Annotated in this window: 16 protein-coding genes and 1 tRNA gene; 8 read left to right on the top strand and 9 right to left on the bottom strand. The window is 44.8% G+C overall.

Annotation, left to right across the window (positions count from 1 at the left end):
* Positions 1-10 precede the first annotated feature (10 nt).
* A complete protein-coding gene (ppa, locus tag KIH43_RS07300) occupies positions 11-547 on the bottom strand; it encodes an inorganic diphosphatase (RefSeq protein WP_296969077.1) in 537 nt (178 codons plus the stop codon).
* Between the two features lie 171 nt (positions 548-718).
* Between ppa and KIH43_RS07295 the strand changes: the two genes are divergently transcribed.
* Positions 719-2,779 carry a sodium-translocating pyrophosphatase gene (locus tag KIH43_RS07295; RefSeq protein WP_296969079.1) on the top strand — a complete coding sequence of 687 codons (2,061 nt, stop codon included), beginning with the start codon at positions 719-721 and terminating at the stop codon, positions 2,777-2,779.
* Positions 2,780-2,872: 93 nt separating this feature from the next.
* On the opposite strand, the gene trxB is transcribed toward KIH43_RS07295, so the two are convergent.
* A complete protein-coding gene (gene trxB, locus KIH43_RS07290; RefSeq protein WP_296969081.1) occupies positions 2,873-3,829 on the bottom strand; it encodes a thioredoxin-disulfide reductase in 957 nt (318 codons plus the stop codon).
* Between the two features lie 105 nt (positions 3,830-3,934).
* Between trxB and KIH43_RS07285 the strand changes: the two genes are divergently transcribed.
* The 6 genes from KIH43_RS07285 to KIH43_RS07260 all read left to right on the top strand — a co-directional run bounded on the left by KIH43_RS07285 (position 3,935) and on the right by KIH43_RS07260 (position 10,343).
* Positions 3,935-6,172, top strand: a complete 2,238-nt coding sequence (locus KIH43_RS07285; protein WP_296969146.1) for a DNA translocase FtsK — start codon at positions 3,935-3,937, stop codon at positions 6,170-6,172.
* A 9-nt stretch (positions 6,173-6,181) separates the two neighbouring features.
* Positions 6,182-6,877 carry an outer membrane lipoprotein carrier protein LolA gene (locus tag KIH43_RS07280; RefSeq protein ID WP_296969084.1) on the top strand — a complete coding sequence of 232 codons (696 nt, stop codon included), beginning with the start codon at positions 6,182-6,184 and terminating at the stop codon, positions 6,875-6,877.
* A 27-nt stretch (positions 6,878-6,904) separates the two neighbouring features.
* A complete protein-coding gene (gene serS / locus KIH43_RS07275; protein WP_297719293.1) occupies positions 6,905-8,215 on the top strand; it encodes a serine--tRNA ligase in 1,311 nt (436 codons plus the stop codon).
* A 118-nt stretch (positions 8,216-8,333) separates the two neighbouring features.
* Positions 8,334-8,423 (top strand) — tRNA-Ser (locus KIH43_RS07270).
* A gap of 57 nt (positions 8,424-8,480) precedes the next feature.
* The gene (locus KIH43_RS07265; RefSeq protein WP_297719290.1) at positions 8,481-10,061 is read left to right on the top strand and encodes an alkaline phosphatase D family protein; all 1,581 of its coding nucleotides are present in this window, start codon (positions 8,481-8,483) and stop codon (positions 10,059-10,061) included.
* A gap of 18 nt (positions 10,062-10,079) precedes the next feature.
* Positions 10,080-10,343, top strand: a complete 264-nt coding sequence (locus tag KIH43_RS07260) for a hypothetical protein (protein WP_297719287.1) — start codon at positions 10,080-10,082, stop codon at positions 10,341-10,343.
* 34 nt (positions 10,344-10,377) lie between these two features.
* Here the strand turns inward: KIH43_RS07260 and KIH43_RS07255 are convergent, their stop codons facing one another.
* Positions 10,378-11,187 carry a hypothetical protein gene (locus KIH43_RS07255; protein WP_297719284.1) on the bottom strand — a complete coding sequence of 270 codons (810 nt, stop codon included), beginning with the start codon at positions 11,185-11,187 and terminating at the stop codon, positions 10,378-10,380.
* Positions 11,188-11,402: 215 nt separating this feature from the next.
* Between KIH43_RS07255 and KIH43_RS07250 the strand changes: the two genes are divergently transcribed.
* Entirely contained in the window at positions 11,403-11,621 is a 219-nt protein-coding gene (locus KIH43_RS07250; protein WP_297719282.1) for a YdcH family protein, read from the top strand.
* A 7-nt stretch (positions 11,622-11,628) separates the two neighbouring features.
* Here KIH43_RS07250 and KIH43_RS07245 read toward each other — a convergent pair whose 3' ends face one another.
* The 6 genes from KIH43_RS07245 to KIH43_RS07220 are packed head-to-tail and all read right to left on the bottom strand — an operon-like array spanning position 11,629 to position 13,813.
* On the bottom strand, positions 11,629-11,970 hold the full coding sequence (locus tag KIH43_RS07245) for a zinc ribbon domain-containing protein YjdM (RefSeq protein ID WP_296969098.1): 342 nt from the start codon (positions 11,968-11,970) through the stop codon (positions 11,629-11,631).
* 39 nt (positions 11,971-12,009) lie between these two features.
* Positions 12,010-12,360: a phage holin family protein gene (locus tag KIH43_RS07240; protein ID WP_296969149.1), complete on the bottom strand. Its 351-nt coding sequence runs from the start codon at positions 12,358-12,360 to the stop codon at positions 12,010-12,012.
* Positions 12,361-12,416: 56 nt separating this feature from the next.
* On the bottom strand, positions 12,417-12,617 hold the full coding sequence (locus KIH43_RS07235) for a SlyX family protein (protein ID WP_297719279.1): 201 nt from the start codon (positions 12,615-12,617) through the stop codon (positions 12,417-12,419).
* Positions 12,618-12,631: 14 nt separating this feature from the next.
* Positions 12,632-12,853: a hypothetical protein gene (locus KIH43_RS07230; RefSeq protein ID WP_296969101.1), complete on the bottom strand. Its 222-nt coding sequence runs from the start codon at positions 12,851-12,853 to the stop codon at positions 12,632-12,634.
* Position 12,854: 1 nt separating this feature from the next.
* Positions 12,855-13,271, bottom strand: a complete 417-nt coding sequence (locus KIH43_RS07225) for a putative toxin-antitoxin system toxin component, PIN family (protein ID WP_297719276.1) — start codon at positions 13,269-13,271, stop codon at positions 12,855-12,857.
* Positions 13,268-13,813 carry a YaeQ family protein gene (locus KIH43_RS07220; protein WP_297719274.1) on the bottom strand — a complete coding sequence of 182 codons (546 nt, stop codon included), beginning with the start codon at positions 13,811-13,813 and terminating at the stop codon, positions 13,268-13,270. Before KIH43_RS07220 ends, KIH43_RS07225 begins: the two co-directional genes overlap by 4 nt.
* Positions 13,814-14,076: the final 263 nt, after the last annotated feature.

Genomic DNA, 14,076 nt, shown 5'->3' with positions numbered 1-14,076 from the left:
CGCTACGAAATTAGGCGTGTTGTTTGTTGTAACGCTCAATACCTTCCAAAATTTCTTTATGAGCTTCAGCAACACCACCCCAGCCTTTTACTTTTACCCATTTACCTTTTTCGAGATCTTTATAGTGCTCAAAGAAGTGTTGAATTTGATTCAAACGTAATGGATTCATATCTTCTGGTTTTTGCCAGTGTGTATAGATAGGCAAAATTTTGTCTTCTGGCACGGCGAGTAATTTGGCATCTTGGCCTGCCTCATCTTCCATCAACAAAATTCCGATAGCGCGACAGCTTACAACCACACCTGGAATGAGTGGGAATGGAGTAATGACGAGAACGTCTACAGGATCTCCGTCACCAGCGATCGTTTTATTGATGTAACCGTAGTTACATGGATAGTGCATCGCAGTGCCCATAAAACGATCTACGAAAATGGCGCCACTCTCTTTATCTACCTCATACTTGATTGGATCCGCATTCATAGGGATTTCAATAATGACGTTAAAGCTCTCAGGGATCTTTTTGCCTGGCTTGACGTTGTCGAGACTCATAAATACTCCGAATAATGATTAGTAAATACCCTGATTCCGGTAAGGGGGCGCAGGGGTCATTCTGCTACATACTGATAAAGCTTAAAGACATAGTTTAAAGCTTTCGCAAACCAGGTCTACCTAAGCGCAGGGAATACAAAACAACAAAGATCAATTTTAGGGAGTTCAAGCATGAGTAATGTCACTTTAGGCTTGTATTTTGCCTTAGCATGCGGTGTCCTGGCCGTGATTTACGGTTTTGTGATGCGCGGCTGGATTCTGAAGCAAAGTACGGGTAACGCCAAAATGCAAGAGATTGCTGAGGCTATTCAGCAGGGTGCAGCAGCATACCTTTCGCGCCAATATAAAACGATCGCCATTGTGGGCGTAGTGCTTACGATTTTGATGGGATTGTTTTTGGATATTGCTACGGCCATTGGTTTTGTGGTCGGTGCAGTGCTTTCAGGTGCATGTGGATTTATTGGCATGAATGTTTCGGTGCGTGCAAACGTGCGCACGGCAGAAGCAGCAACAAAGGGCATGAATGAAGCTCTGAATGTGGCATTTAAGGGCGGCGCGATTACTGGAATGTTGGTGGTTGGTCTTGGTCTCTTGGGAGTTGGCTTATTCTTCATGTTCCTCGTCTCTATTGGCGCAGGGCAAGATCTTGCATCAGTATTGCATCCCCTTATTGGCTTAGCATTCGGCTCCTCACTCATTTCAATTTTTGCGCGTTTAGGTGGCGGCATCTTTACTAAAGGTGCAGACGTTGGCGCAGACTTAGTTGGCAAAGTAGAGGCAGGCATTCCGGAAGATGATCCTCGTAATCCTGCTGTGATTGCTGATAACGTGGGCGATAACGTGGGCGATTGCGCTGGTATGGCGGCTGACTTATTTGAAACCTATGCAGTGACACTGATTGCAACAATGGTCTTGGGATCATTGATGGTCTCAGGCGCTCCCGTAGCAGCCATCATTTATCCATTGGTGCTTGGTGGTGTCTCCATCATTGCATCCATTATTGGTTGTTCATTTGTTAAAGCCACCCCAGGTATGAAAAATGTGATGCCAGCGCTATACAAAGGCTTGATCATCGCTGGGGTTTTATCACTCATTGCTTTCTATTTTGTCACCAGCTTTGTGATGCCTGATGACGCTTTAGGTATTCCGGGCAGTCAATGGCGACTCTTTGGTTCTACCGTAGTGGGTTTAGTGCTCACCGCTGGATTGGTATGGATTACTGAGTACTACACAGGAACACAGTTCAAGCCAGTGCAACACATTGCAGAAGCATCCACCAAAGGGCATGGAACGAACATCATTGCTGGTTTAGGCATCTCTATGAAATCGACTGCCTATCCTGTGATCTTTGTTTGTATTGCCATCTTTGCCGCATACTGGTTGGCAGGTCTGTATGGTATTGCAGTGGCAGCAACGGCAATGTTGTCCATGGCCGGTATTGTGGTTGCATTAGATGCCTATGGCCCGATTACTGATAACGCTGGCGGTATTGCAGAGATGGCCGGATTGCCGCAAGCAGTGCGCGACATTACTGATCCATTAGATGCGGTAGGTAACACCACGAAAGCAGTGACCAAGGGATATGCCATTGGTTCTGCTGGTCTGGCATCACTCGTACTCTTTGCGGACTATACCCATGCTTTAGAAGGGATTGGTCAACAAGTCTCATTTGATTTGTCAAACCATATGGTGATTATTGGCCTCTTTATTGGCGGCATGATTCCATACTTGTTTGGTGCGATGGCAATGGAGGCAGTTGGTCGTTGCGCTGGTGCGGTAGTGGAAGAAGTGCGTCGCCAGTTCCGCGATATTCCAGGAATCATGGCTGGCACTGCCAAACCTGAGTACGGTAAAGCAGTAGACATGCTCACTTCAGCAGCAATTAAAGAAATGATCGTGCCTTCATTACTTCCAGTGATTGCGCCAATCGTTGTTGGCCTATTGCTAGGACCGGCTGCCCTGGGTGGTTTGTTGATGGGCACCATCATTACTGGATTGTTTGTAGCAATTTCCATGTGTACTGGTGGAGGCGCTTGGGACAATGCCAAGAAATACATCGAAGAGGGTAACTTCGGTGGCAAGGGTTCTGAGGCGCACAAAGCTGCTGTAACGGGTGACACTGTAGGTGATCCCTACAAAGATACTGCTGGACCTGCAGTGAACCCATTAATCAAGATCATTAATATCGTGGCATTGTTAATCGTGCCATTACTACCAGTGATCTCGCGTTAAGCAGCACTTGAAACTAATGCAGTCAGTAATAAGACTGCAACAAACAAAAACGCCTAGCAATGCTAGGCGTTTTCTATTGAGCGCACAAAAAAGTTATGCAAGTGATTCTAGATAACGCTGAGCATCTAGTGCAGCCATACAGCCTGTGCCTGCACTCGTGATCGCTTGACGGTAGATATGATCTTGAACATCCCCAGCCGCAAATACACCAGGTATATTGGTTGCAGTAGCGTTACCTTCTAGTCCTGAATGCGTCTTGATGTAGCCATTATTCATATCGAGTTGGCCGACAAATAGTTCTGTATTGGGTTTATGACCAATTGCAATAAAGGCTCCGGTTACCGCAATCTCTTCGGTTGAGCCGTCTTGTTTCTTGATGCGTACACCAGTAACGCCTTTATCGTCGCCGAGCACTTCGTCCAATGTAGAGTTAAGTTTTAGTTCAACCTTGCCTTCTGCAACCTTTGCCATGAGGCGATCGTTCAGAATGGGTTCAGCACGAAATTTATCGCGACGGTGAATCACTGTCACCTTTTTAGCAATTCCAGTGAGGTAGAGGGCTTCCTCAACAGCAGTGTTGCCACCACCAACAACACAAACATCTTGATTGCGATAAAAGAACCCATCGCAAGTAGCGCAACCAGAAACACCGCGACCCATAAATGCTTCTTCGCTTGGTAAGCCAATATATTGAGCAGAAGCCCCTGTGCAAATAATTAAAGCATCACAGGTATAGGTTCCAGAATCACCTACAAGTCGAATCGGCTTTTCGCTGAGCGCCGCAGTATGAATATGGTCAAAAATGATTTCGGTATTGAAGTGCTCGGCATGCTTTAAGAAGCGATCCATCAACTCAGGTCCTTGGACGCCTTCTGGGTCAGCAGGCCAGTTTTCTACATCAGTGGTGGTCATTAATTGACCCCCTTGAGCCAGGCCAGTGATGAGGGTAGGCTTCAAATTGGCTCGGGCCGCATAGACTGCAGCGGTATAGCCAGCAGGGCCAGAACCTAGAATGAGAACTTTGGAGTGTTTTGGGGTATTTGTAGTCATACCCAAATTATAGATTTGCTTGTTTACAATCAGCAGAACATGGCGAAAACCGTATACCCGAAGTCCAAAACACCCCAGCCCCCTACTAACGGTGGTCAAGGCCGGATGCCCCGTCTGCTATTGGAGGCGCGTTGGTTTATCTCCCTAGGCTTGTGCCTGGGCCTTTTTGCCATATTGTTAACCTATTCCAAGGCGGATCCCGCTTGGTCGCATGCCAGTTTCGAGGCTCCCAAGAACTTAGGGGGGCGATTTGGAGCCTATTTAGCCGACTTAATGCTCTATATCTTTGGTATATCCGCCTTTTGGTGGGTGGCCTTATTTGGTCGTCGCGTCCTTAATGGTTGGCGAGATTTGTGGAGCGTGCCTTTACCTCCTGACCCAGAAGCTAAACCAGATTCATTATTGATGCGGTGGTTGGGTTTTATTTTGACCTTAGTCTCCAGCATGGGACTAGAGTCCATTCGTTTGCATTCCTTGACTTGGGAATTACCAAGGCCACCTGGAGGCATTCTTGGTGAGTTGATTGGTGATCCCATGCAAATGACTTTGGGATTTACTGGCGCCACACTTGTTTTATTGTTTGGACTTTGTGCAGGCCTCTCCCTGTTTCTACATTTTTCATGGCTTGATGTTGCGGAAAAGGTAGGGCGGTTTTTAGAGGTCAGCTTTCTGCGTATTCGTGAGCGTCGTGATAGCGAAGAAGATCGCAAGCTTGGTGAGGCTGCTGCAGAAGAGCGTGAAGAATTTGTTGAAGAGATTCGTGGACGAGTTGAGATTGCAACTCCTGTCCAAATTGTGCGCGCACCTGCCGAGATTCCGAAGAGTGTGCGTGTAGAGCGCGAAAAGCAACAACCCTTGTTTGTGGATATTCCTGATTCTGAATTGCCCCCATTGGCATTGCTCGATCCCGTTCCAGAAGCCAAAGAAACGATTTCTGCAGAAGTGTTGGAATTTACATCACGCTTAATTGAGCGCAAGTTAGCCGAATTTGGTGTGCAAGTCACTGTCATTGCCGCTTATCCAGGACCGGTAGTTACTCGCTATGAGATTGATCCTGCAGTCGGAGTGAAGGGTAGTCAGATTGTCAATCTATCACGCGATCTAGCCCGCTCCTTGGGTGTAGTGAGTATGCGTGTAGTGGAGACCATACCGGGTAAAACTTGTATGGCTTTGGAATTACCAAATCCAACTCGTCAGTCAGTGTATTTATCAGAGATATTGACTTCACAGGTATATAACGATAACCACTCTTTGCTTACGCTTGCATTGGGTAAAGATATTTCTGGTAGCCCGATGGTTGCAGATTTGGCAAAGATGCCTCACTGCTTGGTGGCGGGTACTACTGGTGCAGGTAAGTCAGTAGGTATTAATGCCATGATTTTATCGTTGCTCTTTAAAGCCAAGCCAGATGAAGTGCGTCTGATCATGATCGATCCTAAGATGCTAGAGATGGCGATCTACGACAAGATTCCGCATTTGCTTTGCCCAGTTGTCACTGACATGAAGCAGGCATATAACGCGCTCAATTGGGCAGTTAATGAGATGGAGCGTCGTTACAAGCTGATGAGCAAGTTTGGCGTACGAAATTTGGCTGGCTTTAATAAGAAAATTCTTGAGGCCGAAGAGCGGGGCGAAAAACTCACCAATCCATTTAGTTTGACACCAGACGATCCTGAGCCGATTTATAAAGCTCCTGTCATTGTCATCGTGATTGATGAGCTAGCTGACTTGATGATGGTGTCTGGCAAGAAGATTGAAGAATTGATTGCGCGTATTGCACAAAAAGCACGTGCCGCTGGAATTCATTTGGTATTAGCTACACAACGCCCCAGTGTTGATGTGATTACAGGTTTAATTAAAGCCAACGTTCCCACTCGTATCTCATTCCAGGTCAGTAGCAAAATCGATAGTCGCACGATTCTGGATCAACAAGGCGCAGAGGCGTTGCTGGGTATGGGCGATATGCTTTATATGGCTCCCGGCACTGGCTTGCCTGTCCGTGTGCATGGTGCATTCGTATCAGATGATGAAGTGCATCGAGTGGTTGAGTGGCTCAAGGAGAAGGGTGAAGCCAATTACATTGACGGCGTTCTTGAAGGGGCCGATGAGTCTAATGTCGATGCTTTAACCGGCGAAAGCGGTGGTGAAGCTGACCCTCTGTATGATCAAGCCGTGGCTATTGTTCTTGAAAACAAGCGCCCATCCATTTCATTAGTGCAGCGCCATCTACGTATTGGTTATAACCGTGCAGCTCGCTTGCTTGAGGATATGGAAAAAGCTGGACTCGTATCTAAAATGGGTAACGGTGGCAATCGTGAGATTTTGCATCGTCCATCTGAGTAAGGCTTGATCTTGCGAACATTGTTATCCGCAGTCGCAGCGCCGATCGCTCTTGTTATTGCTAGCGCCTTTATTGCAACTGCAGCTTTAGCTGAGAGTGACTCTGGATCAGAGCAATTGCGACAGTTTGTCCGCAATTCTAAGACTGCAGAAGGTGATTTTGTGCAACAGCAATTGCGTGCGCCTAAAGTTAGCGAGCCGCAAGATAAAGGACTAAAAGTTGTACGTCAAACCCAAGGCTATTTTGTGTTTCAGCGACCAGGTCGTTTTATTTGGGCCACGCAAAAGCCTTACGAGCAACAACTTATTGCGAATGGCAATCAACTCATTTTGTGGGATAAGGATTTAAACCAAGCGACATTCCGTCCTGCTGGTCAGGCGCTTGCGGCAACCCCGGCAGCAATACTATTTGGCGAAAATTCATTAGATCAACATTTTGATTTAGTTGATGGCGATGAACGTTTAGGTATGCGATGGGTTGCCCTGATGCCTAAGAAAGATCCAGGTAGTAAGAGCGGCAACGATATTCCCTATACCAAGATTTCGATTGGGATGGTTAATGGACTCCCAAAAGCACTGGAATTGCAAGATGGTTTAGGTAGTGTTGTGCTGGTGACATTAAATAAGATGCAAATCAATGTTAGTCTGCCGGCCAATCGCTTTAATTTCGTTCCACCGGCTGGGGCCGAGGTCTTGCGCTTAAACTAGAGCAATATTCAAAATACAGAGCAATATATGATTGATCCGCAATTACTTCGAAAAGACATCACTGCTGTTGCCGCTCGTTTGGCAGCACGTAAATTTCAGTTAGATGTTGAAAAATTTAATACGCTTGAGGCAGAGCGTAAATCTTTGCAAACACGCACTGAAGAATTGCAAGCGAAACGCAATCAACTATCCAAAGCCATTGGCATGAAGAAGGGCAAAGGTGAAGATGCCTCTGCTGAAATGGCTGAAGTTGCGCAAGTAAATGCAGACATGGAAGCTGGCGCCGCACGCTTAACTGTATTGCAAGCTGAAATTGCTGATTTCATGATGGGTATTCCTAATCTTCCTGATGAATCTGTGCCAGCCGGTAAAGACGAAACAGAAAACAAAGAAGTGAAGCGCTGGGGTGAGCAACCCATATTTGATTTTGAGATTAAAGATCACGTTGACCTTGGCGGACCATTAGGTTTGGATTTTGAAGTGGCGGCTAAGATCAGCGGCTCGCGCTTTGTAGTGCTTAAGGGTTCTATTGCCAGATTACACCGAGCCTTGGCGCAATTCATGATCGATACCCATGCAACTCATCATGGCTATCAAGAAGTCTATGCTCCTTACATGGTTAATGCGGCTTCCATGCGAGGCACTGGACAGTTACCAAAGTTCGAAGAAGATCTATTTAAAGTGCCTCGTCAGATGGGTGGGGAAAACGGTGAGGGTGAAGCCAAGACAGAAAACTTTTACCTCATTCCAACCGCTGAAGTACCAGTTACTAATTTGGTGCGCGATGAAATCGTGAATGCTGATGTCTTGCCTTTAAAGTTTGTGGCGCACACTCCATGCTTTCGCTCTGAAGCCGGTAGCTATGGTCGTGATGTGCGCGGCATGATTCGCCAACATCAGTTTGATAAGGTTGAATTGGTGCAAATCACTAAACCTGAGGACTCTATGCAGACCTTGGAAGATTTAACTGGGCATGCAGAAAAAATCCTGGAGCTCTTGGAGTTGCCTTACAGAAAAGTATTGCTTTGCACTGGCGATATGGGTTTTGGTAGCACCAAAACTTATGACTTGGAAGTATGGGTGCCTTCACAAAATGCCTATCGTGAAATTAGTTCTTGCTCGAGTATGGGTGACTTTCAAGCCAGACGTATGCAGGCGAGATTTAAAGCAGGCCAGGGTAAGCCTGAATTAGTGCATACGCTCAATGGTTCTGGTTTGGCGGTAGGCCGAGCATTGGTCGCTCTGATTGAAAACAAGCAACAGATTGATGGTAGCATTACTATTCCGAAAGCATTGCAACCTTACTTGGGTGGCATGGAAGTGCTTAAGCCGAATTGATTAGATTACCATCACTTTCATTTTCAATCGCTTAGCATTTTTCTCAAGAACTTTATCAAGAGTAATGATGTACTAAGTGGATTGCTGCACCTTGCTCGCTATAATGGATTGAGTGTTCGGAGAGGTGGCAGAGTGGTTGAATGTACCGCACTCGAAATGCGGCGTAGGGTAAAACCTATCGAGGGTTCGAATCCCTCCCTCTCCGCCAATTTGGCAACTAAATTCTCCATACAAATTCTCTTAATAAAGACATATTATTAAGAGTATGAATATTTCTCTCAGTAAAAGAGCTCTCTTAAAGCATTTAATTGCTGCGACAGTAGTCTATCCTTTATCGTCTTTCTCTCAAGCGAATATCCGTTTTAATCAAAATCCCTTTGTATTGGGGGTGGCTAGTGGTTCCCCCACAGAGGATTCGGTTGTGTTGTGGACGCGCTTAGTGGATGAAAGCTTATTTGGATCTGAGTTGCCTGCAAATGCTATTGAGGTGAAGTGGGAATTGGCTAATGACCATCAGTTTGCTAATGTCATACAGGCTGGAGTTTCATTAGCATTGCCGGAGTTGGCGCATTCTGTCCATGCAGAGGTTCGGGATCTGCCATCCAATCGATGGTTTTATTACCGCTTTACTGCTGGCGGCAAAGTTAGCCAAGTTGGCAAAACCCGTACTTTACCTGCTGCTAACGACTCTATTGATCGACTCAGAATGGCCTACGCATCCTGCCAGCATTATGAGCATGGCTATTTCACGGCATATAAATATATGCGTGAAGAAGATCTTGATCTTGTTATGTTTCTGGGTGACTACATTTATGAATCAGGACCAGGCAAAAAAGGCGTTCGTTCTCATGATAGTGGGCCACTGATTCACCTAGACGACTATCGTAAGCGCTATGTACTGTACAAAAAAGATGCTTATTTGCAAGCAATGCACGCAGCCTGTCCATGGCTAATGACTTGGGACGATCATGAGGTGCAAAATGATTACGCTGCTTTGAACCCTGGAACACATGGACCGTATGTCGCTGATTTTCCCAAGAGGAGGGCGGCAGCCTATCAAGCTTATTACGAACATATGCCTATTCGTGCATCTGCCTTAATTGATGGAATTGATGGCCTTTTAAAGGGTTCGGAAATGCGCATCTATGGCAATTTTCGCTTTGGGTCGCTGGCAAATATTGCAATTTTGGATGATCGCCAATATCGAGACCCCAATATTTGCACTCCTTCTGGCCAAGGATCTGCCACATTTGATCCTCAAGCTTGTCCTGATCTGTTTAGTGAAACAAGAACATTGCTGGGGAAGACCCAAGAGCAGTGGCTATCAGGGGTTTTAAAGGATTCTGGAAAAAGCGCTTGGAATGTCATTGGTCAGCCAACCTTATATGCACAGCGCTATTTTCCAAGCGGTAACAAATTGTTGGTTTGGAATGATGGGTGGGATGGTTTTCCTGCAGCGCGTAAGCGATTGAATCAGGTCTTTATTCAAAATAAGGTGAAAAACCTGGTAATTTTTGGTGGAGATGTTCATGAGAACTGGGTGGGGTATATCAAAGATGATTACGATAATCCGCTGAGCAAAACGCTTGGTGTAGAGTTTTGTGGCACCAGTGTCACCACTATTGGTGGAGGCGAGAAATACATTGCGAGCAGGCTTGCAAAAAATCCCCACTTTATTTTTGCGCAAGCAAGTAAAAAAGGTTATGGCATCGCGCAATTCACACCTGCGGAATTGACAGTAACCTTAAAGGTATTAAGTGACGCGCAAGATGCTAATTCAGAAATTGAATCTTTAGCCAAGTTCAGGGTGGATTCAGGGACCAATAGAATTACCCAAATCAGCTAAATACATTACATTATGGAAATGAAATTCATGTACAGAGCATCTATAGTGTTTGTAGGACTGGTCATGTTTGGCTGTTCAACGCCACCGAGTCGTTTTGGGGTCTATCAGCAATCTGATGGAACGATAGGTGTGCATGCGCCAAAAGATGCAAAAGATGATGAAGCGCAACAAGTCGCCCAGACTGAATGTCAAAAAGTGGGTAGAAATACAGCAACATTGATCGATAGTCGGAAAACCGTGAATGACCGTTTTCCGACGACCTATAACTACATTTGTCGATAAGACTATTTAATAGAGTCTATAAGTTATCAACTTCTTAGCTGAGTAACCATTTCTTGATGGACTTGTTAACGCACATTGCATCAAGTGCTAGGCCAAAGAACTCAGATCCATTGGTGACCATACTTTCAATGGCTTCTACTTTGCCGGACTTAATGCCGCGCAAGTAGGTGGCCGCCCGATAGCGCAAGAAATGCTCGGTTTCACCTTCTTCATTTTCAGTCGTGCAGATCTCTAAATTGCCATAGCGGGTCTCAGGATTGATGTTGAGAACGGATAACTCAATAGCGCCCAAGACCTTGTCTGGAATGGGAATTGGCACATAGGAGTAGAGCGAGATCAGCATCTCCTCTTCATCTACTTCAATGATGTGATCAATATCCAAAACATCTTGTTCTTTTAATTCAGTTTCGCCAGAGTCGCCACCACCAAAGGTCGATTCAAACTGCAGCATCGCAGTGTTACTGTTTTTGGAGATTTCAATCATGTCAGGATATCCAAGCAGACCCTTCCACCAGTACATGAGAGAAAAAGTACAGGGCTTTACCTCAACCAAGCCTTTGCTTGTCGATTTTGCAAAGTAAAGACCATAAAACTCATCATCCTTCTCAAGGCCATATTGATCGACTTTAGATGACCTCTGCGCTACTTTTTTAACAGCCCCTTTCTTTGGAGCGGGTTTTTTAGCCGAAGTCTTTTTTGGAGTGGATTTCTTGGCGGCAGCTTTCTTAATAGGTGACTTTGCAACCTTTTTTGGTGCAGCTTTCTTAATTACTTTTTTTGCAGGGGTCTTAACGACTGCTTTGGTAGCTACTTTCTTTTTTGTAGAGGTTTTTTTGGTAGCCATGATGAATCCTTTTCGTTGGAAGTTATATGTGTATGAACACTTGTTGATATTACTGCAAATCTATTACCCTGGGAGTTTGTCTTATATGGGGTTTGATTCTCTATTTGCAAGAGACTTTAAATAATAAAAAGATTGATCAATATATTGTTCTTCGTGTTTAGGATTGCTAAACTGAAAAAGCAGTATCAATAAAACCCGTCTTTTTAGAGGAATGTATGTTTCCAGAATATCGCGAATTAATCACCAAATTAAAAACAACAGATCGTCATTTTTCTCATCTGTTTGATAAGCATAATCAATTGGATGCCAAGATTTTGCGCATGGAGGATCACAAGGAGCCTGGGACGCCGGAGGAGATTGAAACCCTTAAGAAAGAGAAGCTCTTGTTAAAGGATCAAATTTACGCGGTTCTGAAAAAGGCTAGTGCAGCCTAATAGCTTGTTAAGCTTTTTTCAAGAAGCAGGCTTTTAATAGCATATTGCCTGCTTCTGTTTTGCAATCGACCTCATGATCGCCAGATACGAGGCGAATCCCTTTAATCTTGGTGCCCACTTTTAAGGTTGTAGATGATCCTTTGACTTTGAGATCCTTAATCAGAGTCACAGTATCGCCATCGGCTAATAAGTTGCCATTGGCATCTTTCACCACTAGACCAGTTTCTTCCTCAACTGCGACTGCCATAGGCCATTCATGGCCGCATTGGGCGCAGACAAAGTTCTCCCCATCGGGGTAGGTCATGTCCTCATGACATGCGGGGCACTTAGGTAATGAATCTGTACTCATGCAAACATCGACTTCGTTAAAAAGGTAGAGAGAAGTAATTTAAAAAACTAAGCCACTAACGAAGAGACTAAACACGGAAATGAAAATGCTGGCAAAGAATGCAGTCCAGAAGCTAGAGACAGTAAATCCACTAACAAGGGCGCCCACCAGCATGAGTACTAAAGCATTGACTACCAATAAAAATAAACCCATCGTGACCACGGTGAGGGGTAGGGTTAGCAAAATCAGTAATGGTTTGACTATGGCGTTGGCAAAACCAAGCACCAGTGCAGCAATTAATAAAGAGCCACCATCAACAAATTTGATGCCGCTAAAAATATAGCTAGCCACCCATAATGAAAGCGATGTTAATCCCCATTGAACTAGAAAAAGCGTTAAGTTACCCATGATGATGCCTTTGTAATAAATAATGAAGTGATAAAGATGACTCTATAGTATCAGTCTAACTAGTAGTGAGGCGGAATTTCATCTTTCAAGCTAGTTCCGCCAGGGCCAGAGTTGCTGGCTTGTTCTTTTATCGCCTTGAGTTCTCGATATAAAAATTCAATTTGCTGCTTTTGTTTATAGACAGTTTCATTCAGCTTTTCAATGAGATCTTCAGCAAAGCTGAGTTTAATTTCAAGGTTGGTTATTCTATCGTCGCTCATATTCAGCTCCCTTATCACTCAGCAATGAGTTGAAATCGGCCATCTTCCATCTCTGCTTTGGGCCTTACCCAGAAATCATGAGATTGCATGGATTCGTAGACATATACCGGCTCTAAATTAGCTTCAAGGTTGGCCAAAAGAACGACTTTGTAGAAGCCGCCAGTTTTAATATGCCTTAATTTGGCGCCAGGCTTAAAAATTCCATCATCTGGATTAGCCATTTTGGGTTTACTCATGTCAATATTTCTCGATGGTGTAGTGATCTGTAATGATGACAAATTCCTTTAGAGCGCGATCACTCAGTTTAAGAATTTCATTATCCTTGCTAATCAGGATGGAAGGCTTTGCCGTAAAAGCCAAATTGATAAACACCTGATCATCTGGATCTTGGCATTGCCAAGGGGCTGTAATTAAAGATTCATCTGGCAGAATTCTTGCAAGATTGCGCCATTGCGTAAGAATATTTTCCTGGGCAATCGGATCAAGGCTAAAAAGAGGTCTACTCATCACATCAGCAAACTCATCGATGGTTTTGGGGGTTGCTAACGCATCAACGCCTTTTTCTATTAATGCCTGTTTTAGATGAATGGCTCGAAAATCATTGAAAACAAAAATATCTAATAAAACGTTGGTATCAAAAACAACGGGTTTCATTGGTTGGGGCGCCAGATTACTGGGGTCACAGTGACTTGGCCCATATCCGATGACACATAGACCTCACCATCCTGAATATTGACGTGGATCACCATACTTCTCTCCACTAACTTTTCGAGATCGCGTGCTTGATCGGAAGGAATGGAAATGACTTGAAGATTGCGGGCGCGGTTGACCTTATTCATAATGCCGTCCCACCATATTTTGCTAGTTTGACCACCGTAACAGTAAATAATGACTTGTTCGGCTCGTCCACACGCTTTGAGAATACGACGTTCATCGGGTTGGCCGATTTCAATCCAAAGTTGGATAGCGTCTGTTAAATCCTTAATCCACAAGTCAGGCTCATCAGTCTCGCTCAGACCTTTGGTAAATACCAGATCCTCATGGGCTTGTAATGCGTAGGCAAGAACCCGCACCATCATGCGCTCATCCGTTTCGGAGGGGTGTTTGGCGATAGTTAGGGAATGACTGCCATAGTAATGGCGGTCTGAATCAGCGACATGAAGGTCAGCTTTATGAATAGTTGCGCGTAGGGCCATATGGCATTATCGCCGCTATTACGCGGCAGGCATTTATTACCAGTATCATAGCCCCCAGAAGCGCTTCTTTCTATGCATCTTAATGCCCATGATTCGGATTACTGAACTACGTCTGCCTATTGATCACGCCCCAGAAGCGCTTGAAGCGGCGATTCTTAAGCGTCTTCAATTGACCCCCAAAGATCTTATTTCTTTTGATATTTTTAAGCGTAGCTATGATGCTCGTAAAAATGTTGCATTAGCCTTTATTTACACCATAGATG

Origin of the sequence: Polynucleobacter sp., assembly GCF_018500155.2 — a bacterium.
Taxonomy (GTDB): Bacteria; Pseudomonadota; Gammaproteobacteria; order Burkholderiales; family Burkholderiaceae; genus Polynucleobacter.
The sequence above is the reverse complement of the archived record's forward strand: the minus strand, read 5'-3'. Positions and strand labels throughout refer to the sequence as shown.